Consider the following 22,458-nt stretch of genomic DNA (forward strand, 5'->3'; position numbering starts at 1 on the left):
GCTTTCCATAGAGGAGTGGAATAATTCTTAACAGAAATCATAAGTATATCTGACTCTTGAGGATTAACCAGGTGGAAAATAAAAAGGCAATACCTATCTCTATCTAATCAGCTTCTCCAGTTTGACCATATTCAAAATTCTCAACCCCTCACCACTGGTCTCGATTAACCCTTCAGCTCGGAAATCGGCCAATGTACGATTTAATGATTCGGTGGTCGTGCCAACCATTCCAGAGATGTCTCTTCGAGCTATAGTAATCATTACATCTTCGTCATTTCCGGCAAACCTTGAATTAATATTCAACAATGCTTTTGCCACACGTTGCCTTACTGATTGATACGCGATATCCATCAGTCTGTTTTCCACACCTTCAATGTTATTAGAAAGCATCTTAATAAATGTTCTGGCCACATCCTTACTCGAATAAATCAGCATCAAAAAATCAGATTTGGGAATGATCGATACACGCACATCCTCCAAAGCCTCCGCATTTTCATGGTATGGCCCTTCTTCGAGCAAAGGAACATAGCCCAAAAAATCTCCTTTACTGTGGATTCCTATAATTAATTCCTTTCCATCACAGTTGATTTTGTAGGTTTTCACTCTTCCTTCTTCAATGTAGTAAAGATCGTTGGGTATACGGCCTTCCTTAAAAATCAAATCCTTTTTTTTAAAAGCATGCTTGGGTCTATTTTCAGAAAGCTTCTGAAACTCATTTATTTCTCTGGCTTTGCTGAAAAAGGAACTTACATCTTTTGAATGATTGCTATAACTGGATTTTAGAAGCTCGTTCTTTTTAAGACGTGTTTCTACTATTTTCAGCAATTCTACACCATCGAAAGGTTTGGTAATGTAATCATAAGCGCCCAAATTCATTCCCCTCCTTAAATCACTTTTTTCGGTTTTGGCCGTTAAAAAGATAAATGGGATACTAGTAGTTTCCGGGTCTTTATTTAGAATATGTACCACTCCATATCCATCCAGTTCAGGCATCATTATATCGCAGAGGATCAAATCCGGTGGATTACTCTGCGCAAGCTCCACACCCTCTTTTCCATTATGGGCATGCAACACTTCATAACCTTTCAACTCCAAAATGCTCGTAATATTTTCCGCCATTTTGATATTATCCTCAATTAATAAAATACTATAACTCATGATCATATTTATTTAAGAGAGTAATTTTTGATATATGAAATCAGATGGACAAGAGTTGATATGCAATATTGTAATAGCTCTGCCTATAAGTATGCTATAACACTCTGAATCCATTCGCTTACAGTATTTGAAAAGGGGTTTCATAAAAGTTTAGGTAAACTTATTTTCTATATTCAAATGGAGAACTAAATTAATCTTAGCCATTTGTTAATGGCATGACGCCTGTGGAAATAGCCGATGATATTCATCATTATTACTGCTGGATCATCCATACAGCATAAAGTAAATACTCATGGTTCAAAGGCTTTTACACTACACTTCTGCTCTTTCTCTTTGTAAATCGCCGCCACTATTACCTCCTAAAATTATACTAGCTAAGTTGCCCCTTGAGTTTAGTGCCCCCGAATAAAGAAGTCTTACCCCTTCTGACAGTGATAAAGGTCATCTCAGCATCTGACGACTATCATTACAACTGTGTACTGCTATGCTTAATCTTATATAGCAAAACCAACTGATCAGCTTATACCGTGTTTACCATTTTCATCATGCTCCTGACACAGTGGCTCCAGCAGCCAGATATTACTGCCAAAGAGGTAGTAAAAAGGGCCAACGACAACATGAGGGGGGAAACCTCCCAATCTGAATTAATCATACGAACCGTTCGTCCTACCTGGCAACGAGAAATGACCGTTAAAACCTGGATGGAAGGTGAAAAATACGCTATGATATTGATTAAAAGCCCTGCCAAGGAGAAAGGAGTAGCTTTTTTAAAACGGGATAAAGAGGTTTGGAACTGGGTACCTGCCTTGGAAAGGTCTATTAAACTGCCCCCCTCCATGATGACTCAATCCTGGATGGGAACAGACTTCACAAATGATGATCTGGTAAAGGAGTCGTCAATTGTGGAAGACTATGTACACAGCTTTTCCGGAGACACTACTATCAATGGGCGTCAGTGCTATATTATTGATATGATCCCCAAGCCGGAAGCGGCTATCGTATGGGGTAAATTAACACTTTACATTGATAAAAAGGACTTCCTTGAATTGCATACTAAGTTTTATGACGAAGATGAAGAGCTGATCAATACCATGAATGCATCCAACATAAAAATGATGGGCGGCAGGCTCATTCCCACTTATATAGAAATGATTCCTGCTGATAAGCCTAACCAAAAAACGGTATTGATCTACTCAAATGTAATATACAATAAACCAATACCTGATACTTTTTTTACACTGCAACAAATGAAGAAACTCAATTGAAATGTGGTTAAAACTAGCATGGAAAAACCTATGGCGAAATAAACACCGCACCGCCATTACAACCGCGGCCATCTTTTTTGCCGTGATATTATCTGTTGCAGCCAGCAGCCTTCAGGATGGCGTATTTGATAATTTCATCAAAAACATGGTGAGCTATTATACTGGTTATATCCAAATCCACCAGAAAGGGTATTGGAACCATCAGGTGTTGGATAATGGTATGATTCGGGATAGTAGTTATGAATCCAGAATCAGCAATCAGAAAAATATTACGGCTATAGCTCCTCGTATCGAATCGTATGCCCTGGCATCTTTTAAAGATCTTACCAAAGGGTGTATGGTGGTAGGAATACACCCTGAAGAGGAAAACAAAATTACCGCACTGCAAAACAAAGTAACCTCAGGCAAATATTTTGATCATAAAAGTGGCAATACGGTCATCCTGTCTGAAGGACTGGCTGAAAGATTTGGTCTGCAGGTCAACGATACAGTATATCTCATCAGTCAGGGTTATCATGGAGCACTCGCTGCCGGCAAATACCTGATCAATGGTATCGTTAGCTTTGGTTCACCAGAACTCAATGATCAGTTATTATTCATGCCTCTGCATACTGCGCAGGAGTTCTACTCAGCTCCAGATTTAGTAACCTCCTATGTACTAGGTCTGAAGTCTGATAAATACTTGGGGTCCACCGTTTCGAAGCTCAGGCATATATCCGGTGAGACCTATGAAGTGATGAGCTGGAAAGAGCTTCTCCCCGATGTAGACCAACACATAAAAATGGACAAAGGCAGCATGTCTATTATTTTAGGCATATTGTACCTGCTCATTTGCTTTGGCATCTTCGGCACAATGCTGATGATGATGGTAGAGCGCAGGTATGAGGTAGGGATGCTTGTGGCCATAGGTATGAAAAAGGGGATATTAGCAATGCTTTTCCTTACTGAATCCATATTTACGGTCATTATAGGCTCAGTCGCAGGGTTATCGTGTAGTATCCCCCTTGTTTATTACCTAAAGGAACATCCTATCCGCATAGGAGGGGAAATGGCCGAGACATATGAACGCTTCAATTTCGAACCCATTTTTCCAGCTTCTACCGACCCGTCCATTTTTATCACACAGGGATTGATAGTTGTAAGTATCGGACTGTTACTTTCCATGTATCCGGTAATCACTGTTTTCAAAATAGACCCCGTTAAAGCAATGAAAAAATGACTGTGATAATCATTATACAAATGGCATGGCGAAACATCTGGCGGAACAAGGTCAGAAGCATGATCATCATCAGCTCCGTGGCTATTGGTTTGGTAGCCGGATTATTCGTACTGAGCCTGTACAAAGGAATTCTTGAAGACCGTTTCAGAACGGTAATCGATAAAGAAGTTTCTCACCTTCAGATCCATCATGCCCGTTTCAAGGAAGATTTTGACCCTAAATACATTATTCCTAACAATGATGAACTTATAAAAAGCCTAGGCCACCTGTCATCCGTTAAGATATTTACTCCTCGCACCATTGCTCAAGGCATGCTGGCAACAGGAACCGGATCATCAGGCATCCAGATTGTAGGGGTCGACCCTGAACAAGAAGATCGGGTCACTTCTCTGAATAGCAAAATCAAAGAGGGAGATGGTTTCGTTAACGGGAAAAAAAACCAGCTACTCATTAGCAAAAAGCTTGCTGATAAAATGCATCTAAAGGTAGGATCCAAGGCTATTCTGACCTTCATCGATAAAGAAAGTAATATTATTTCAAGTGCATTCAGAGCTGCCGGGATTTATCAAACAGACAACACTCCCAGGGATGAAAGAATAGTTTTTGTAAAACAAAAAGACCTTAACTCATATCTCTCACTAGATGATGAATTTCATGAACTGGCTATACTTCTCCAAAATGACGATGACGTAGAAAATGTGCAGGCCAGCTTAAAAAATCAGCATCCGAATTTACAGATTGAGTCATGGATGGATATCTCGCCCGAAACCAAGTTGATGATAGAAACCACGGACCAGTATTCCCTGATTTTCATTGTTATCATCATGCTCGCTTTATCATTTGGTATTGTTAACACTATGCTGATGGCAGTACTGGAACGTTCACGCGAGATAGGTATGTTGCTGGCCTTGGGGATGAATCGTTTGAAAGTTTTCTTCATGATATTAACGGAAACTGTCCTTTTAACTATCACGGGAGTGCCAATGGGGGTACTCATTGCATGGTTTATCGTACTGATATACCATCGCCACGGCCTGGATATTTCAGCACTTGGCGGCCAGGCTATGTCAGAATTTGGCTTCAGCTCAATGATCTACCCTGCATTTCCATGGGAAAAAATACTGGGCGAGATGCTGATCGTATTGATAGCATCTATGCTATCATCACTTGTCCCTGCAATTAAAGCCATAAGATTACGACCCGTAGAAGCGCTGCAAAAATGAAAATATGAACTATGAAAACAGTTATTGATGCTCATAATATCAAAAAAGTTTACAACCCGGAAACCATCCCAGTCGTAGCCGTAAATAATGTACACCTTCATCTGGAGCGTGGCGAATTTACAGCTTTGGTGGGTCCTTCCGGTTCGGGTAAAACCACCCTTCTCAACCTGATCGGAGGACTTGACAAGCCAGACACCGGCAGTGTGATTATCAACAACGTGGATATTACCAAACTGACACCCAATAAACTTATAGATTTCAGACTCCATAACATCGGGTTTGTTTTCCAAGCCTTTAACCTGATACCCGTTCTATCTGCTCGTGAAAATGTAGAACTGATCATGCAACTTCAGCATGTAAAGAAGCATGAGATTAAAGCACGGGTTACCAACCTGTTTCAGCAGATAGGTTTGGAAGACAAAATGGACAATCGGCCTGCTCAACTTTCGGGAGGACAACAGCAGCGGGTAGCAGTTGCCAGAGCCCTGGCTTCCCGCCCGCAATTTATCCTTGCCGACGAACCAACGGCTAACCTCGATACCAAATCGGCCGACAACTTACTGGACATTATGGCCAAATTGAATAAGGAAGAAAATATGACTTTCATATTTTCTACACATGATCAACGCGTGATCGAAAGGGCACGAAGAGTAATCACTTTGGTCGATGGGCAAATACATGCCGATTCTTCACCGGTAAGTGTCAATGTGGACTCAACAATCACATGAATTGGGTGACATCCATGAAGGTGCTCCTGGCTCTGACGTATACAACCATTTATGCTCAGGATACGACGGAGCACCGGCTACAATATTCGGGGTACGTTAAAGATTTGCAGTCACTGAATTACACTGAGAATTTCGCCTACCTGACTACCGGTAACCTGATCCATAACCGGATAAACCTCAAATGGCAGCCTGCCGAGCACATAACCGCTGTCATGGAATTTAGAAATCGCTTATTCTGGGGGGAAGAAGTAGCCCTTACTCCGGGTTTTTCCTCTCAACTTAGAAATGCCAATGAAGCAGCAGATCTGTCGTTCAACTGGATTGACAAAGAGCAAATGGTATTGAACACATCCATTGACAGGTTATACGTAGTATATGACAAAGTCAATTGGAATGCAAGAATAGGAAGACAACGTATCAACTGGGGGATCGGCACTACCTGGAATCCTAATGACTTGTTCAACACATTCAATTTCCTGGACTTTGACTATGAGGAAAGGCCTGGCGCAGATGCAGTAAGGTTACAATATTTTACAGGATTGATGGACAATATCGAACTGGCTATTTCTGCAGGGGATGAAAGCTATGAAATGATTGCTGCTATGAAATATTTTGCTAACATCGCCAACTATGACTTTCAGATCATTGCTGGCTGGTTTCAGCAGCAACCCACTCTAGGGGTTGGTTGGTCAGGAATTATAAAAGAATCGGGGTTTCGTGGTGAAGCACAATACTATTTCCCCAAAAACAAGAAAGAGGAATTGATCAATATATCAGCCGAATTAGATCATGTTTTTGAAAAGGGATGGTACGTTAGTATTGGGGGATTTCTCAACAGCAAAGGCATTGAAAGTACCATAGAACTACCTGTTATTGCGACACTGCAGTTTTCTCCGAAAAACCTGATGCCTACAAAGTGGAACACTAACATCACTTTCTCTAAAGAAATCACTCCTCTATTTACAGGTAATGCTACGGTTATCTACAGCCCGGGCTCACACCTGGTCATGATTCTCCCTACCCTTAGCTACAACCTTGCAGAAAACCTGGATTTCAATCTAGTATGGCAATCCTTTTTCAGTGAACAAAAAGCTGGTTTTGATGACCTCGCGCATCGGGTATTTATACGAATGAGATGGAGCTTTTGAATGTACCACTGTTTTATTCCGGAATTCGGTTACTAATTCAACAAAGGTTGACTTTCAGTAACCATCAACCACTTCTCTTTCGAATCGGTTTTCTATGCAAAAAGATTTCCTTCTCCATTCCATTACTGCAATCAAAACAACCCGAGATTTTAATCTTTGCTTTTGATAATTAAGATCATCTCATTAAACAAATTCTTCAACTAATTTTAAGTAATTATATTTTTCAATATTCCTAAATCAATAAATAAGCATAAAAATGTCTATAGTTGTATGCTTAATATTACTTTATCCTCTTGAGGTATGTGTTACTCCATTGCCCACGGTGTTTAACGGGATTGAGCCACAGTACTTCCAGAATACCTACCTGTCAGCAACAGATACCCTAAAAAACGGCGCTGCGTCAAAAGCGGAACCGATAGAGATTGACAAGCTCATTGTTGATGAAACCATCAGTAAAGCAGGGCATGAATTTATGGAGATTTTCTTTTCGTTGTGGAACTGGCCACACGTATCTAATGGATCTTTTATGATGGTCGTTAAGGAACGGCCTTTTCGCGGGATATCAACTACTATAACGATAACGATAAACGACCTGACTGTATTTGAGAGTTTTCTACAAACACGGTACGATGTTCTGGAATCTCTGGCCAAAATGGCAGTAAAACAAACTTATGGCTACTTAATCAACTATGATAATATAATGAAGCAATTAGAAGGGGAAGATATGCAGGGCTCGGGAATTTATTGAACATTCTAATTATTAAACCAATTTTAACCATGAAACCTAACATTCGAATTACACTAACCATCCTACTACTAATAATTCTACAGAATGCTTACAGTCAGGACTTGGTTTACAAACCCATTAACCCCGCCTTTGGAGGCGATTCCTTTAACTATCAATGGCTCTTAAGTTCTGCCCAGGAGCAGAATGATTTTAAAGGAAATAATGATTTGGACTTCCTGAATAAGGATCCACTTCAACAGTTTGAGCAAGACCTCAACCGTCAGATTCTTAGCCAGTTATCCAGGAGACTGGTAACCGACGTCTTCGGAGAAGAAGGGTTGAAAGATGGAACCTTCGAAATTGGTGGGTTTCAGATTGAGATCAACAGTTACCCTGATGGTATTCATATCGATATTCTGGATTCCAGCACCGGAGGAGAAACATCTATTATAGTACCTTACTTCTAAAATACAGTATCTGCCTTCCTAAAGGCTCTACCTATGAAAACAACGCTTTTCCATATCATCGCTTACATATCACTAGTGCTGCCCTCATGTGCGCCGTACTTTCATCAGCCACTTAGAGTATCAGAAGCGCGCCTTGGAGCTGAAACTCCGCAATTACAGCGATTTGGTACTCTTCCTGCGCCAAAAGATAAAATTGTTGCTGCTGTTTACAAGTTCAGGGATCAGACTGGACAGTATAAAAACACTCAGGCTGGTACAAGCTGGTCTACTGCGGTTACCCAGGGAGCAACTTCTATCCTACTTCGGGCCATGGAGGAGTCGGGGTGGTTTGTTGCGATTGAACGCGAAGGATTGTCAAACCTGCTAAACGAGCGAAAGATCATACGCTCGAGTATGTCCAACTACGCAGAAGAAGACCATAATAAACTACTACCTCCATTGGTATTTGCGGGCATCATATTAGAAGGAGGTATCATATCCTTCGACTCCAATATTATGACAGGAGGTGCCGGAGCCAGATATTTTGGTGCAGGAGCATCTGGTAAATATCGCGAGGACCGCGTTACGATTTATCTGCGGGCGGTTTCTACCAGCAACGGACGCATTTTGAAGACCGTTTACACCTCAAAAACTATCTTGTCGCAACAAATCGATGTCGGAGTTTTTCGGTTTGTTAGTACCCGCAGGCTGCTGGAGGCAGAAACTGGCTTTACCTACAACGAGCCCGGAGAGATGGCTGTGAAAGAGGCCATAGAGAAAGCGGTATATAGCCTGATCATAGAGGGCATTGTAGAAAACCTTTGGCAGGTAAAAGAGAAACAGGATATTGAATCTGAAACCGTACAGCAGTACCTGGCAGAGAAAGATATCAATGGCCATATCGATGCCTTTGGCAATAGGTTAGCTCCTCGAAGGACTTCCATCGGTTTAGGTGTTCGTGGAGCCGGACTGCTCTATCAGGGCGACTACAGCGGAAACAGATTTTTCCCTGGGGGTGAGGTCAATATTGAACTGTTTGCACACAAACCTCTTTCACTGGATATTAACACTGGAATTGGTCGCCTGGGCATAGGTGATGAATTTAATGCTACCATAAGCTATGCTACGTTAGGTGTAAAATATAAATTCTTCAATTTATTAAGGACTACACCTTATGCCCGGGCAGGAGCCGGATTAGTTACAGAAGTTAAAAACAGTCTTGATGGTAGCACATCACTGGCTAAAACCTCTTATCCGGAAGTAACTGCCACGCTTGGGTTAGAATATTTATTAACGAAAAAACTTGGAATAAGCTGCGCTGCTAACTATCACCTCTATCTCAGCGACAATATCGATCGGCTAGACCAGGGCAAATACAATGATTTCCTATGGGGGGCGGACGTTGGGATCACATATTATCTAAAATAAAAGACATATATAGCTGCTGTGGTAAAACAACGGCTTTTATATAAAGAAACAAGCTTGTATGTATGGATATGTCCATTTTGTTTCACATTTAAATTCAAATTTTACCATGAAAAAGTACGTAATAATGTTAGTAGCTGTAACTTTTGCAGTTACATCGTATGCGCAAAACAATAGCAATGTTTTGCAGGGAGGAATCGCCAATAATGCTTTGGTGGCTCAAACAGGAGATGGCAACAACTCTGAAATAGTACAATCAGGAGTTGCCAATAATGCGGTTGTTGATCAGGTAGACCTGAACAACTATTCCGAAAGTAATCAGACAGGATGGTTCAACCAGGTAGTGACCCATCAGTCCGGCGAAGCAAATGCCGCTTACAAAGTTCAAAACGGAGTCGCCAATATGGCTGTTTCTGTACAGTCAGGTGTGGAAAACCTGTCACAACAGTACCAGGATGGCGAATGGAATGTTGCTTCTGTAGCTCAAATTGGTGAAGTCAACGAAGCTGTTCAAACTCAATATGACAAAGGTAACGCTGCCCTTGCTATCCAGGGCGGCATAGGCAACTACTCTAACCAACTACAAGGTGGGGATTATGATGCCAAGTATAACCATGCTGTTGTAGAACAGGTTGGTGAAGGCAATGCAGCTTACCAAACACAATACTTGTATAGCAATTCAGCAACAAGTGTACAGTTAGGTGCAGGCAATCTGTCTTCCCAATATCAGTTCGGAGAAGTCAACTTCGCTTCAATACTTCAATCTGGTGAAGGCAACAATGCCGTTCAAACTCAGGGTGCACCCGGCGAGATGTTTACCGCTTTCAATGGGGCTATCATTAATCAATTTGGATATGACAACTATGCTGAACAAACTCAGTTTGGTGAAGCTAACTTAGCAGTAGCTGTACAAATAGGTTCTGATAACGAGTCTTACCAAAACCAATATGGAGCAGGTAATGTGTCTACTACAGAACAATTTGGCGCAGCCAACTTTGCCGAAGTAAGCCAATTCAATGCAGGACATGCGTCTCACATAACCCAGATTGGTATCGGCAACTCATCAACCGTAATCCAAAACTAGGAAAATAAGGGGTAGTGCTTCCGGGGCATTACCCCTTAAACTTTCGCACCCAAACCAAAAGTACTGCTATGAAAAAGGTCATTATATACCTTCTGAATATTGTAGCTCTCACTACATCAGGAGCATTCTGTCAAACAGATGAAAATATTCCAATTCCAAAGCATGTTATTTTGGAAGAATGGCTGCTCCACCCCTTTCCGGCTCTTGAAAGTCAGTTGATACTCCACCAACAGGGAACCGAAAATCTATCTGCCATCAACCAGTACGGCACAAGAGCAATAGTGCTTCAAAGTGGTCTTTACAACGAGATCTACAGCACACAGATAGCCCGGGGAGGAAAGGTACAAATACGGCAAAGGGGAACTGCAAATGAATATCGTGGAATCACCACTAGTGAGGAAATAGAACTCTCGATACTCCAGCAAGGTGGCTATAACAGCATACAGCAAAACCTTTCTGGCAACCTATTGATGCTTGAAGTGATCCAGGAAGGCACCTTTAACGAAATACAGCATTCGGGAGAGAACTGGTCCATACCTCTACAAATACAACAGAGAGGCAATGATATGAGGTTGATCATCAGATCAAAAAATTAGATACAGTATTATGACAACAACTAATCACACCGGCTTAAAGACATTTGCTATTTTTCTCATTTCATTTCTTTTTTACTCGTGCACCGAAGATACGATAGATCCTGTCTACCTGGGCTCTATTCATGGAGTAGTACTCTCGAAATCATCTTTGGAGCCTATTGAAGAAGTAGAGATCACCACTGTACCCGTAACAAGTGTCGTTTTTACTGATAATAAAGGTACGTTTGTCATCAACGAGATTCCCGAAGGAGAATACTCTGTTGTTACCAAAGCTGACGGATACTCACGGGAGAGCGTCAAAGTGAAGGTCATCAGAAATACATCCACTGAACTAGGGGTTAAACTGAGTTCCTCCACCCTATTGGCCCCTGCGCCTTTTACTCCTGTTCCGGAAAATGGAGCAACTAATACCCCATTAACAACTGTACTAAAATGGGCTGTGGACAACAATTCCGATGACGAACTCTCCTATACGGTACGGCTTTTCGAGTCCAATAACATTAACCCACTCATAGAAAGTGTGCAGTTACCCGACACCACACTTACTGTTGAAAACCTAAAGCATGGCACCACTTACTACTGGTATGTAGATGTAGTCAGCAGTACCGGGTATATTACCTCTGGCCCTACCTGGAGGTTTCAAACCATTCCTTTCCCCGAAAACAGGATTGTATTCACTTCGAGCAAATCCGATAACTATGAGATTTACTCTTCAAGTCCGGGGGCAACATCTCTGGTACAGCTCACCAGCTCTGATCATTATGAGCTAAGGCCTCTCCTCAGTAGCAAAAGAGACCTCATAGCCTTCTCTTCTAACAAAAATGTAGATTACCATATTTACACTATGAACTACAATGGTTCCGAAGTGCGGCAAGTAACCACGTTACCCATTGCTGGCTTCCACAACCAGGGAATCGGTTTTAGCTGGTCACCAGACAACGGACAATTTATTTACAGCCATTATGACAAGCTCTACCGGATCGACAGGACTGGTGTAGACCTCGTCAAAATAGCTACAGCACCAAAAAACAGAAATTTTCGCTCATGCGACTGGACCTCGGTGGGAAACAAGATCGTAGTTGAAACGATAGGTTCGACCATATATGATTCTGAAATTTACTTGATGAACGCCAATGGAACTGACACTGTCAAGCTCGTAGACAACCTATCAGGGATCATTCAATCTCCATCGTTCTCTATAGATGGCAAACAAATTATGTATACCCGAGATGTCTCGGGCTATGAATCATCAACAGGCCGCCAGCTTGATGCCCGTATTTTTATCAAGGATATTGAGTCTCTTGATGTTATAGAAGTCTCGGGAGGTAAGCCTAACGGCACTAACGATCTTCAACCCAGGTTCTCCCCTGATGGTGCCAAAATTATCTTTGTAAATGCCTCAAATGACGGAAGTGGCAAAAAATCGATATGGATCATGAATAAAGACGGTTCAGACAGACAACTGCTTATAGAGGATGCCGAAATGCCTCACTGGCAGTAGCAGGAAACCAATCATGCGGTTGAAAGGCAATTGTAACATATGGTATGTACTGCCTACAAAGTGACAATAAACTTGATGAAATAAGCACCAATACTTTACATAAAGCAATAAGCTTATATATGGAAATCTATTTTGTTTACATTTTAATTTAAATTTTATAATGAAAAATTTTATAATGATGTTATTAGCTGTAGGAATTGCGGTTGTTTCGCATGCGCAAAACGTTACTAACGTTTTGCAGAATGGAGTCTTCAATAATGCTTTAGTAGTTCAAACAGGAGATGGTAATAGCTCTGATATAGTACAAACAGGAGTTTCCAATGATGCAGTAGCTAATCAGACAGATCTAAATAACTATTCAGAAAGTAATCAGACAGGGTGGTTCAACAAAATGGTGACCAACCAATACGGAAGCTCTAATGAGGCAATGACCAATCAATCTGGCGAAGCCAATGTCGCCCACAAAGAACAAAGTATAACGAGTAACAGAGCGGTCTCCACACAGTCGGGATTGGGAAATTCTACTCAACAGTATCAGACATTTGTCGGCAACCTGGCGATCTCCATACAGGAAGGTTTCAAAAATTACGCTCAACAACAGCAAGGTGGGCAGGGAAATACTGCGACTATTACCCAATTGGGCGAAATCAATGAGGCTGTTCAAAACCAAGCTGGCACGCGCAACGAAGCAACGACCATACAGGAAGGTACAGGCAACTATTCTGTTCAACGGCAATCGGGACTTATCAATGGTGCATATGTTGATCAGACCGATCTTAATAACTATTCTGAAATTGATCAGATAGGTTTTGTTAACTCGGCAAGCTCAAGGCAATCTGGTGAAGTCAACTGGTCGCAAAAATACCAGGACGGATTGCTTAATAGCGCTATCTCTACTCAGTTTGGTGAAGCCAACTGGTCACAACAGCATCAGTTCGGTCAGATGAACCAAGCTTCAATCCTTCAGTCTGGAAATAGTAACCATGCCATTCAGATACAGGGTGATGGAGAAATATCATCAGAGGAAAATATAGCGATCGTTAACCAATCGGGCAACGACAACTATGCTGAACAAACTCAGTTTGGCGAATCCAACATAGCAGAGGCCATACAAACCGATGCTGATAACGAATCTTTCCAAAACCAATATGGAGCTGCGAATATGTCAGTAGTGAAGCAATATGGCTCCGGCAACTTTGCCGAAATAAGTCAGTTCAATGCAGGCCACATATCCCTTACAAACCAAGTTGGTATGGGTAATACAATCACCGTAATTCAAAAATAATAAGGTATGAGGGGGTAATCCTAACAATGTTATTTACAACCGGTAGAGTCCCCGAATCCATGGAGTTAAGAGTAGCACAGACCTCATAGAAGTACAATCTCAAGGGGTAAGAAACCTAATTATTTGTTTTAATTAACTATAATGCCCCGGTACTTCAACCTACCGAAAATAAGGCTTGACCCTGTTACACCTGGTCTAGGAAACCATCACTCTAATATTTGCGTTTTAAAGACATCACCTGGTAAAAAAATAGAAGGCGGATCACTCCGCCTCCCTATCACCTCCGGCATGCCTGATTGCTTTTTCAGACATGTCTATCATTGATGAAACTCACCCAGCCGGAAAAAGAGGCTCCTTTTATGTTCAGTTACCTCCATCATTACTCAGTGGGGTTAATTCCTTCGCTGATTAAAATAAAGATAGCTTAATGCTTGCTCTACTACGATGACAGAAGTTTCAAGTCATCAAGATTTTTATCACAGTCTGAGATACACCTAAGGAAAGTAGCCTCTGACATATGGCCATTTCCCTGATTATACAGTCAATTACTATTGTCTTAACTTTTCCTTTTCACTTCCTACCAGGCCCCTCTCAATGCTATTAAGTTAAGGCGCTAGACTGCTTATGCACATGTGCTTTTTGGTTGGTAAATTTTATTTTAGACTGGCAGCTTACAGCGCTAAATCGCGGCTTTACTAAACTTCCAAAAGTTTGGTAAAGCTTTACTGTTCTGTGTAGCACCGACTGAAGGTAATAGCCTTAAAGCAGAGGTTACCACCTTTCAGTGTATCACCTCACCCGGAAAAGATCGTAGGCTGGCATTGGCTAGAATGCCCTCTCCGTACCGGAAGAGAGAATTTTGAATTCATTTTAAACCAAGCCATAACCTTGGTAGTATAGAGTAGCATTCATAAAGTAGGGGTAGGGTAGTAAGGTCAAAGCAAAACCTTAACTTAATAGCATTGAAGCCCCTCTGAAAAGAACTCTACGCAATTCATATGGCAGAAGAAATTAAAGAGCAGCCAAAGCCCATAACAGATACTATAACGGTGCTGACCTTCTTAAAAAGGTCAATGCCATATAAAATATTGAGCAGGCACAGAGCCCATGAGCGTATCAGCAATGAACAGTAAATGTGTAAGCCACTCAGAACCGGAGTCTTTCCCCTGAGCGAGATAAAACAAAGTGTATTAAAGTTTCTGGTTTAGTTGCGGATTGTACTTCCAAATAATGGTGGTAAGTTTATGACAGCTATATAATTCTTCATGTTCAGGACTGCTTGCTGCCCTGAACAAACACAATTCAGCTGCCTATCAATTGTCGAACCTGATCAATGAGATCATCGCCATCGAAAGGTTTACGAATGCAACCATCAGCCCCAATTTCCATTACTCTGTTTACCGTGTTTTTTTCTATGGTGGCTGCTATATAAACAAAAGGGATTTCAGCAGTTATAGGATTATTTTTCAAGCGTATAAGCACCTCTGTTCCATTCATTTTAGGCATGCGCATATCGCAGAGTATCAAATCAGGTATTCTTTTGTTCACCAAGTACAATCCTTGCGTTCCGTTCTCGGCAACCCGTATTTCAAACCCGAACATCTCGAGTATTTCTGCTGTATTCTCCCGGATATTGTAGTTATCCACAATGATGAGTATACTCTTCATAGCTATATTGAGGTAACTTAATATTGAAAGTGGTCCCGTCCCCCTCTTTGCTGGTGAAGTTTATATTACCTTTCATCAATCCCACGTATTGATTTACAATAGTCAGTCCCAGGCCAATACCAGAAATGCCCTGCGTATTTTTGGCCCGGAAGAATATATTGAACATATATTTCTGCTCATCTTCAGGTATACCAATGCCATGATCTCTTACCATAATTGAAATGTCATTGTCATTATTTTCAAAATTGAGTTCAATGTCTGCATCTTCCGGAGAATATTTTATGGCATTGGAAAGTAGATTCTTCATAATGTAATGGAGCTTTTTGCGATCCATAATCACTTTTCTATCTCCCTTGTGGCTCAAGTAAATATGCTGACGTTTTTTCTTCAGTAGTTTTACCTCTTCAATTACTTCATACATAAAATTCAACAGATCAAATGCCTCCAACTCTTCTTCTATCTTGCCCTGTTCCAGCTTATCTAATGACAAGAAGTCATCCAATATGGTGCTGATACTGTTAATGGATATTTTGATCCTTTTCATGTGCTTTACCACACGTTCATCCTTTTCCCATGAACCATATTGCTCTACCAGCATAAGGCTCGAAAGCGCTATACTAAGCGGGGTACGTAGCTCATGGGAGGCCATTGATACGAATCTGGATTTCAGCGCATTCATTTCCTTTTCGCGCCTTAATACTTTATGTAACTTCTTCGTCCTATGCCATATCAGGTTCTCCAGCTTTTCCTGCGTTATTTGCTGGTCGTGAATATCTATACAATACCCGACATACCCTGCAAACTCTCCTTCAGGAGTATAAATCGGATTCCCAGTATCTTGTACCCAACGATATTTACCATCATGTCGCTTCAACCTGTACTGGATGGTGAAAGGTTCTCGATTTTCTAGCACTTTACTATAAAAGGCAGCAGTCCGTGGCAGATCATTAGGGTAGACACTTTCTTCCCACCCGGTGCCTAGCTCCTCTTCCAATGAGCGACCAGTAAACGTGAGCCATGTTTTATTAAGATAGGTACACTCGCCATTCGGACCCGCTCCCCAGATCATTACAGGAGCATTGTCAGCCATACTCTTCAACCAATACTCACGATCAGTTACAATTTCCCTGTCACAAACGTGCCCCGAAGTATCCATGATAGGCGCTACTGCCAATTTTTCGTTATCCAGCTTATGATGATCTAAACTCACCTCTACCGGAAAGACCTCGCCATTTTCCTTACGTGCGTAAAGTTCCATACCACGAACTACCAGGCCATCCTCTGGATTGTTAAAATATTTTTCCCTGTATTGCATATGTTTTTACGATGATCCTCAATAAACAACATTTCAATGGGCTCATTTGTTAACTCCTCAGCCGAATATCTAAAAGATTACTCAGTAAAATATACCCATTTCTATCAATAACAACGACGCTGACCGTAACTCCGTTAAATAGTATCCTCCTGAATACATCTTCTCCTTTCTAATGTAGTTAGCTTTAGCACTGTTAAACCTCAACAGTAATATTACTTTTTAAAGGAGTCTAAGAATCTTTTTACACATGTAAGTTTATACCCAAAACTAACCCAAAATTGTGGAGGTGAGATTATCAAATTAGTCAAAAATTAATTATTTACAAAATAAAATTTAAAAAATCACAATTAACTAATTATACATCAAATGCAGCAACTTTTACTCATGAAAGAGATCGTGGCATTAGTAAATCCAACTACTTTTTTGATGAGCTTAGCACACCATAAAATGCAACCTAATGGGCTGTATTTACATTTTTTCATGTAATATCTGCGACAATATCAGTCATTTCAATACTACTATGAGAACAAAAAGGTTAAATTATACATAATCCTACACCTTCGGTTAACTAACCATCATATCCTTTCTTCGAATCTTACGAAGAGACATTGATCTCACGCTTCGCAATAGGAAAGTATGTTATTTTTTGAACTGTGTAATTAAGACAAAGGAAGCTAGTACATTGAAACTGCAGCACCAGGCACATCCTGACTATGACATTTATCGATAGGTTTTATAGGCTCTACAGTAACAGCCTTATTAATTGATGTTATTGACTATGCTTGATCTCACTGTATTATCAATGGCTCTTCAATTTGATACAAGATACTTCACAGATCACAAGGAATATAAGTCAACTGGTAGCCATACATTTTGGTTTACTCCCACCGGTTGTTACTTCTAGCCCGGCAACGGGAAACTCCAATATCATCGTTACATGGCCCCATTAACTTCATAGCTACTGTTTCTCTTGGTCCTCCTTTGGAAGCCCTTTAGTAAAGTAAGTGTACATAGGTTATTCACTTAGTAGATTTGTAAGTGTTTTTTTTCATATTCGCCATATACCTTCTGTATTCCTTCCCGCAATTCTATTTTTGGGTACCAACCCATTTGGTTTATCAATGAGGTATTCAATAATTTCCTTGGGGTACCATCAGGTTTTGAAGAATTAAAACGCAAACGCCCTTTGTATCCTATCACCGATTTAAGAAGCATCGCCAATTCGTAAATACTCAAATCTTTACCCGTACCAACGTTAATGATATCAGGTTTATCATAGCTATTCATCAAAAACAGACAGGCATCGGCCAAGTCATCCACATGTAGAAATTCCCTCCTTACTTTACCCGTACCCCAAATCTCCACCTCTTCTTCCCCCTTAACTTTTGCTTCATGGATTTTCCTCATGAGTGCGGGCAGTACATGGGCATTTTCAAGGTCATAATTATCATTTGGACCATACAAGTTGGTCGGCATCAGACTGATGAAATTGGAGCCATACTGAGCATTATAAGCCTGACACATTTTTATTCCCGCTATCTTAGCAATGGCATACGGCTCGTTAGTAGGCTCCAACGGACCAGTAAGCAGTGCCTCTTCTTTTATCGGTTGCTGTGCATACTTAGGGTAAATACAGGATGACCCCAAAAAAACCAGTTTACGTACACCTGTTTTGAAAGACTGGTGGATCACATTGTTCTGAATAACCAAGTTATCATAGATAAACTCAGCCCGGTAAGTATTATTAGCGTGAATACCACCCACCTTGGCTGCGGCAAGAAATACATACTGCGGCTCCTCTATTTCAAAGAATTGTTGCACTGCAGACTGCTCACGCAGATCAAGCTCTGCGGATGTATGAAGCACAAAATTGTAGTATCCTGCATTTTGGAGCTTTCTCAAAATAGCAGACCCCACCATACCCTGATGGCCTGCAACATATATTTTGGCATCCAAATGCATTACATCATGTTTATAGTTCATTGTTTTTTAGTTTTCGGCTACATTTCTATTCATCATACTTAAAAACCTCAAGCCCATTGGACATTAAAATCCTATCGCGCTCAAATAACTTCAGATCAGCGACTACCATATCTTTCACCAGGTCTTGCACTGTGTGTTTTGGCTTCCAATGAAGCTTGGTCATGGCCTTGGAAGGATCACCTATCAATAGGTCTACTTCTGTTGGTCTGAAATAGCTGGGATCCACTGCGAGTACTACCTTGCCCGGTGCTAAGAAATGATCAATATTCGTAGTTTTTACTACACGGGCAACTTCATTCACACCTTTCCCTTCAAAAGTGATCTCTATACCAGCTTCAGCAAATGCCATGCGGGCAAAATCGCGAACTGTAGTTGTTACTCCCGTAGCTATTACATAATCGTCAGGCTCCTGTTGTTGCAAGATCAGCCACATAGCTTCCACGTAATCCCTGGCATGACCCCAATCACGTTTAGCGTCAAGGTTACCGAGATACACCTTATCCTGCAAACCCAAAGCTATACGAGCCACAGCACGCGTAATCTTTCGGGTAACAAATGTCTCACCTCGCAGTGGCGATTCGTGGTTAAATAAAATGCCATTGCAGGCATACATGTTATAAGCCTCCCGGTAGTTTACCGTTATCCAATAACCATACAGCTTAGCTACTGCATAGGGAGATCTGGGGTAAAAAGGTGTACCTTCGGTTTGAGGAACTTCCTGCACCAGTCCGTAAAGTTCGGATGTAGAAGCCTGATAGACCCTGGTCTTATGAGTGAGGTTAAGTAGACGAATAGCCTCCAGTATTCTCAGCGTACCCAAGCCATCAGTATTGGCTGCATACTCGGGTATATCAAAGCTCACCTTTACATGTGACATAGCCCCAAGGTTATATATTTCATCGGGCTGCGTCTCCTGAATGATCCTGATCAGGTTAGTGGCGTCGGTAAGATCTCCGTAATGCATCCTGAACCGTACATTTTGCTCATGAGGATCCTGGTACAGGTGGTCTACACGCTCCGTGTTTAATAACGAACTTCTTCTTTTAATACCATGTACCATATATCCTTTATTAAGAAGAAATTCTGCCAGATATGCTCCATCCTGGCCGGTAATGCCCGTGATGAGAGCGGTTTTATTATTTTCCATAACAATACTCAGTTTGTTTAGCAATAATAGTTACAGATGCCACTGTTGCTCAATGATAGACGTGTAGGTACCAAATGATTGTTATCATCAAGAGTAAAAGCCAGTTCAGATCAATTTAGCAGTAAAAAGTACTTCCAAAGTAGTACAAAAGGGTATGCAGGTAAATGGAGTGAGCAAAATTTCTGACAGTAGTGACCTCCATCATTTTACCCTGCACAAGAGCTACATACCTTTATTGTCGGGTATAAAATCTTTGCATCTTAATTAAGCAGACCTATGGACGAGAAATACAATTTCCAACTTACAAAAATAATCTTATGTGCTGCAGACTTTGCTCTAATCAGCGTCATTTTCGTTATTATTCAAAAATCAGATTTTATTCAGCTGTCTAAGGAGAATCTGTATTTCCTGTCTCTCATCTTCGGTTTTAGCTGGGTAGCCACCGGACTTTTTACCGGCATATACGACATTGGTAAATACAGCTTGATAAGAACCCTTAGCATCAACCTGTTCAGCACACTGCTATTCCATGTTATACTCATCTACCTTACTTTATATAGCATGATAGCACATAGTATTCCTTTAAAATCATTGCTCACAGTTTACCTGTTTATTTCATTAGCTATGATGGGCTCAAGAATAGTTTACAAGCTGGTATGGAAATACTTTGAGTTCTCCGGCTTTGATCTAAGGAGGGTCGTCATTGTGGGAACCACCCGTTCCGGCAAAGCCTTACATGACTTCTTTACCCTTCAGGGTGGTTCACGCTATATTTTTAAAGGCTTTTTCGATAATTATCCCAACCCGGACATTGTCAATCGCAAACTGGTAAGGGGCACTGTTGATGACCTCAATGCTTATTGTATCAGGGAAAATATTGACGAGATCTATTTTGCATTGCCTCTCATTCACAAGGATCTGATCAAGAGGCTTGGTAAATTTGCCGATGACAACTGTATCTATCTCAGAATTGCTCCGGATTTCAGCGAGGTGGTACACAACAGCCACAATGTATTCCTTTATGACTCCATACCAGTACTCACTACCAGAAAAGAGCCCCTGGGGTTGTTTGTAAATGCTGCATTAAAAAGGGCCTTCGACATCGTATTTTCACTCAGCGTGATCATTTTCATTTTCCCTATCATAGTACCCATTATCGCACTGGCTATTGTGTGGGATTCCGAAGGTCCGGTTGTTTTCAAACAATTGCGCCCTGGAAAGAAAAATAAGTTGTTTGAGTGCTATAAATTCAGGACCATGCATATCAATGGCTCCACCGAAAAAATGGCGGTAAAAGGTGATCCCCGCATCACTCGTGTAGGCGCTTTTTTGAGAAAAACAAGTCTCGATGAGTTACCGCAGTTTGCTAATGTACTATTAGGTGATATGTCGGTTGTAGGGCCACGCCCCAACTTACTCAGCCAACTAGAAGAGTATTCAAAAAGCTTACAAAAATATAAAGTCAGGCACTTTATTTCTCCGGGAATTACCGGATACGCTCAGGTCAATGGCTTCAGGGGCGAAATAAAGGAAAAAGAGTCAATGGAAAAACGGGTAGAATACGATGTGGCTTACATGGAAAACTGGAGTCTGTTGCTGGACCTAAAGATCATATTTCAAACCGTACGGAAAATAATAAAAGGAGATAAACATGCATACTGAATATCACGAAAAACCATCCAATTTTCCTAGGAAAGAAAAGATTCTTTCCTCTCATATCTCTGTGGCAACACCCCAAAATTTTGTACGTGAAATCATAAGACTGACGGAGACAGGTAATTCATCGTACGTCTGCTTTGCCAATGTGCATATGCTCATGGAAGCATACAAAAACACCGAGTTCAATACTATAGTGAATAATGCTGATCTTGTAGCTGCAGATGGCCGTCCTCTTTCAATTTTTCTTCGGGTCTTTAAAGGCATCAGACAGGAGCGGATATGTGGCATGGACATACTCCCCACTCTCTTATGTGAAGCCGAGCGGCAAGGGAAGTCTGTTTTCTTCTATGGCTCAACCCTTGAAGTGCTTAACAGCATGAAGGAACGTGCACTGCTAGAGTTCCCCCGACTTCGAATTGTTGGTTATTATTCACCCCCTTTTCGCCCCCTGAAGCCCAAGGAAAAGCAGGAAATTACCAGATGGATCAACAGTCTGAACCCTGACCTGCTTTTTGTTTCCCTGGGCTGCCCTAAGCAAGAGAAATGGATGGCAGAATTTCAGGGTAAAATAAATAGTTGCATGCTGGGCCTGGGACAGGCTTTTTCCGTTTATGCCGGCAAAGAGAAAAGGCTTCCTTATTGGATGCGCAACTTGTCACTGGAGTGGGCTTATCGACTTTATCTGGAGCCCCGAAGGCTTTGGAAGCGATATCTTTATAGCAATACTTATTTCTTGCTATTGGTATTGAAGCATGCACTAAACCAGTTGATTTCTCCCGTGAGGAATTACACACGGACCTCAAACCATACTGATGTCGCTTAACTGCAATTGGAGTTTCGATTTTAGGCGGTCACTTATTTTTTTGCTGACAACTTTTTCC

General features: G+C 41.2%; 20 protein-coding genes. 15 read left to right on the top strand and 5 right to left on the bottom strand.

Annotated elements, in window-relative coordinates:
* Nucleotides 1–99: 99 nt before the first annotated feature.
* A complete protein-coding gene (locus JMN32_RS17310) occupies nucleotides 100–1,158 on the bottom strand; it encodes a response regulator (RefSeq protein ID WP_202857618.1) in 1,059 nt (352 codons plus the stop codon).
* Between the two features lie 545 nt (nucleotides 1,159–1,703).
* Between JMN32_RS17310 and JMN32_RS17315 the strand changes: the two genes are divergently transcribed.
* From JMN32_RS17315 to JMN32_RS27545, 13 genes are all read left to right on the top strand, one after another.
* Nucleotides 1,704–2,423 (top strand): outer membrane lipoprotein-sorting protein, encoded by a 720-nt coding sequence (locus tag JMN32_RS17315; RefSeq protein ID WP_238354523.1) that lies wholly within the window; start codon nucleotides 1,704–1,706, stop codon nucleotides 2,421–2,423.
* A 1-nt stretch (nucleotide 2,424) separates the two neighbouring features.
* The gene (locus JMN32_RS17320; protein ID WP_202857620.1) at nucleotides 2,425–3,642 is read left to right on the top strand and encodes an ABC transporter permease; all 1,218 of its coding nucleotides are present in this window, start codon (nucleotides 2,425–2,427) and stop codon (nucleotides 3,640–3,642) included.
* Nucleotides 3,639–4,865 carry an ABC transporter permease gene (locus JMN32_RS17325; RefSeq protein WP_202857621.1) on the top strand — a complete coding sequence of 409 codons (1,227 nt, stop codon included), beginning with the start codon at nucleotides 3,639–3,641 and terminating at the stop codon, nucleotides 4,863–4,865. The genes JMN32_RS17320 and JMN32_RS17325 overlap by 4 nt, the downstream gene beginning before the upstream one ends.
* Before the next feature lie 11 nt (nucleotides 4,866–4,876).
* Nucleotides 4,877–5,593, top strand: a complete 717-nt coding sequence (locus tag JMN32_RS17330; RefSeq protein ID WP_202857622.1) for an ABC transporter ATP-binding protein — start codon at nucleotides 4,877–4,879, stop codon at nucleotides 5,591–5,593.
* On the top strand, nucleotides 5,590–6,741 hold the full coding sequence (locus JMN32_RS17335) for a hypothetical protein (RefSeq protein WP_202857623.1): 1,152 nt from the start codon (nucleotides 5,590–5,592) through the stop codon (nucleotides 6,739–6,741). The genes JMN32_RS17330 and JMN32_RS17335 overlap by 4 nt, the downstream gene beginning before the upstream one ends.
* A 256-nt stretch (nucleotides 6,742–6,997) precedes the next feature.
* On the top strand, nucleotides 6,998–7,489 hold the full coding sequence (locus JMN32_RS17340) for a CsgE family curli-type amyloid fiber assembly protein (protein ID WP_202857624.1): 492 nt from the start codon (nucleotides 6,998–7,000) through the stop codon (nucleotides 7,487–7,489).
* A 29-nt stretch (nucleotides 7,490–7,518) separates the two neighbouring features.
* Nucleotides 7,519–7,935 carry a curli production assembly/transport component CsgF gene (locus JMN32_RS17345; RefSeq protein ID WP_202857625.1) on the top strand — a complete coding sequence of 139 codons (417 nt, stop codon included), beginning with the start codon at nucleotides 7,519–7,521 and terminating at the stop codon, nucleotides 7,933–7,935.
* Between the two features lie 33 nt (nucleotides 7,936–7,968).
* A complete protein-coding gene (locus JMN32_RS17350; RefSeq protein ID WP_202857626.1) occupies nucleotides 7,969–9,342 on the top strand; it encodes a CsgG/HfaB family protein in 1,374 nt (457 codons plus the stop codon).
* A 106-nt stretch (nucleotides 9,343–9,448) separates the two neighbouring features.
* Nucleotides 9,449–10,423: a hypothetical protein gene (locus tag JMN32_RS17355; RefSeq protein ID WP_202857627.1), complete on the top strand. Its 975-nt coding sequence runs from the start codon at nucleotides 9,449–9,451 to the stop codon at nucleotides 10,421–10,423.
* Nucleotides 10,424–10,491: 68 nt separating this feature from the next.
* Nucleotides 10,492–11,019 carry a hypothetical protein gene (locus JMN32_RS17360; protein ID WP_202857628.1) on the top strand — a complete coding sequence of 176 codons (528 nt, stop codon included), beginning with the start codon at nucleotides 10,492–10,494 and terminating at the stop codon, nucleotides 11,017–11,019.
* Between the two features lie 10 nt (nucleotides 11,020–11,029).
* On the top strand, nucleotides 11,030–12,520 hold the full coding sequence (locus tag JMN32_RS17365) for a carboxypeptidase-like regulatory domain-containing protein (protein ID WP_202857629.1): 1,491 nt from the start codon (nucleotides 11,030–11,032) through the stop codon (nucleotides 12,518–12,520).
* A gap of 160 nt (nucleotides 12,521–12,680) precedes the next feature.
* Nucleotides 12,681–13,805, top strand: coding sequence for a hypothetical protein (locus JMN32_RS17370; protein ID WP_202857630.1), 1,125 nt, complete (start codon nucleotides 12,681–12,683; stop codon nucleotides 13,803–13,805).
* A gap of 998 nt (nucleotides 13,806–14,803) precedes the next feature.
* Nucleotides 14,804–14,938, top strand: a complete 135-nt coding sequence (locus JMN32_RS27545) for a hypothetical protein (protein ID WP_262896726.1) — start codon at nucleotides 14,804–14,806, stop codon at nucleotides 14,936–14,938.
* A gap of 169 nt (nucleotides 14,939–15,107) precedes the next feature.
* Here JMN32_RS27545 and JMN32_RS17375 read toward each other — a convergent pair whose 3' ends face one another.
* From JMN32_RS17375 to gmd, 4 genes are all read right to left on the bottom strand, one after another.
* Nucleotides 15,108–15,473, bottom strand: coding sequence for a response regulator (locus JMN32_RS17375; protein WP_202857631.1), 366 nt, complete (start codon nucleotides 15,471–15,473; stop codon nucleotides 15,108–15,110).
* Nucleotides 15,445–16,788, bottom strand: a complete 1,344-nt coding sequence (locus JMN32_RS17380) for a PAS domain-containing sensor histidine kinase (RefSeq protein ID WP_202857632.1) — start codon at nucleotides 16,786–16,788, stop codon at nucleotides 15,445–15,447. The genes JMN32_RS17375 and JMN32_RS17380 overlap by 29 nt, the downstream gene beginning before the upstream one ends.
* Before the next feature lie 1,023 nt (nucleotides 16,789–17,811).
* Complete coding sequence (locus JMN32_RS17385) at nucleotides 17,812–18,750, bottom strand: GDP-L-fucose synthase family protein (protein WP_202857732.1); 939 nt, start codon at nucleotides 18,748–18,750, stop codon at nucleotides 17,812–17,814.
* Nucleotides 18,751–18,796: 46 nt separating this feature from the next.
* Nucleotides 18,797–19,918: a GDP-mannose 4,6-dehydratase gene (gmd, locus tag JMN32_RS17390; protein WP_202857633.1), complete on the bottom strand. Its 1,122-nt coding sequence runs from the start codon at nucleotides 19,916–19,918 to the stop codon at nucleotides 18,797–18,799.
* 276 nt (nucleotides 19,919–20,194) lie between these two features.
* On the opposite strand from gmd, the gene JMN32_RS17395 reads away from it, so the two are divergent.
* A complete protein-coding gene (locus tag JMN32_RS17395; RefSeq protein WP_202857634.1) occupies nucleotides 20,195–21,580 on the top strand; it encodes an exopolysaccharide biosynthesis polyprenyl glycosylphosphotransferase in 1,386 nt (461 codons plus the stop codon).
* Nucleotides 21,570–22,400: a WecB/TagA/CpsF family glycosyltransferase gene (locus tag JMN32_RS17400; RefSeq protein ID WP_202857635.1), complete on the top strand. Its 831-nt coding sequence runs from the start codon at nucleotides 21,570–21,572 to the stop codon at nucleotides 22,398–22,400. Before JMN32_RS17395 ends, JMN32_RS17400 begins: the two co-directional genes overlap by 11 nt.
* The last annotated feature ends 58 nt before the right edge of the window (nucleotides 22,401–22,458 follow it).

Source organism: Fulvivirga marina (genome assembly GCF_016775155.1).
Classification (GTDB): domain Bacteria; phylum Bacteroidota; class Bacteroidia; order Cytophagales; family Cyclobacteriaceae; genus Fulvivirga; species Fulvivirga marina.

Coding starts and splice junctions, on each gene's coding strand:
- JMN32_RS17310 (WP_202857618.1), bottom strand. CDS start 1,158: ATGAGTTATAGTATTTTATTAATTGAGGATAATATCAAAATGGCGGAA.
- JMN32_RS17315 (WP_238354523.1), top strand. CDS start 1,704: ATGCTCCTGACACAGTGGCTCCAGCAGCCAGATATTACTGCCAAAGAG.
- JMN32_RS17320 (WP_202857620.1), top strand. CDS start 2,425: ATGTGGTTAAAACTAGCATGGAAAAACCTATGGCGAAATAAACACCGC.
- JMN32_RS17325 (WP_202857621.1), top strand. CDS start 3,639: ATGACTGTGATAATCATTATACAAATGGCATGGCGAAACATCTGGCGG.
- JMN32_RS17330 (WP_202857622.1), top strand. CDS start 4,877: ATGAAAACAGTTATTGATGCTCATAATATCAAAAAAGTTTACAACCCG.
- JMN32_RS17335 (WP_202857623.1), top strand. CDS start 5,590: ATGAATTGGGTGACATCCATGAAGGTGCTCCTGGCTCTGACGTATACA.
- JMN32_RS17340 (WP_202857624.1), top strand. CDS start 6,998: ATGTCTATAGTTGTATGCTTAATATTACTTTATCCTCTTGAGGTATGT.
- JMN32_RS17345 (WP_202857625.1), top strand. CDS start 7,519: ATGAAACCTAACATTCGAATTACACTAACCATCCTACTACTAATAATT.
- JMN32_RS17350 (WP_202857626.1), top strand. CDS start 7,969: ATGAAAACAACGCTTTTCCATATCATCGCTTACATATCACTAGTGCTG.
- JMN32_RS17355 (WP_202857627.1), top strand. CDS start 9,449: ATGAAAAAGTACGTAATAATGTTAGTAGCTGTAACTTTTGCAGTTACA.
- JMN32_RS17360 (WP_202857628.1), top strand. CDS start 10,492: ATGAAAAAGGTCATTATATACCTTCTGAATATTGTAGCTCTCACTACA.
- JMN32_RS17365 (WP_202857629.1), top strand. CDS start 11,030: ATGACAACAACTAATCACACCGGCTTAAAGACATTTGCTATTTTTCTC.
- JMN32_RS17370 (WP_202857630.1), top strand. CDS start 12,681: ATGAAAAATTTTATAATGATGTTATTAGCTGTAGGAATTGCGGTTGTT.
- JMN32_RS27545 (WP_262896726.1), top strand. CDS start 14,804: ATGGCAGAAGAAATTAAAGAGCAGCCAAAGCCCATAACAGATACTATA.
- JMN32_RS17375 (WP_202857631.1), bottom strand. CDS start 15,473: ATGAAGAGTATACTCATCATTGTGGATAACTACAATATCCGGGAGAAT.
- JMN32_RS17380 (WP_202857632.1), bottom strand. CDS start 16,788: ATGCAATACAGGGAAAAATATTTTAACAATCCAGAGGATGGCCTGGTA.
- JMN32_RS17385 (WP_202857732.1), bottom strand. CDS start 18,750: ATGCATTTGGATGCCAAAATATATGTTGCAGGCCATCAGGGTATGGTG.
- gmd (WP_202857633.1), bottom strand. CDS start 19,918: ATGGAAAATAATAAAACCGCTCTCATCACGGGCATTACCGGCCAGGAT.
- JMN32_RS17395 (WP_202857634.1), top strand. CDS start 20,195: ATGGACGAGAAATACAATTTCCAACTTACAAAAATAATCTTATGTGCT.
- JMN32_RS17400 (WP_202857635.1), top strand. CDS start 21,570: ATGCATACTGAATATCACGAAAAACCATCCAATTTTCCTAGGAAAGAA.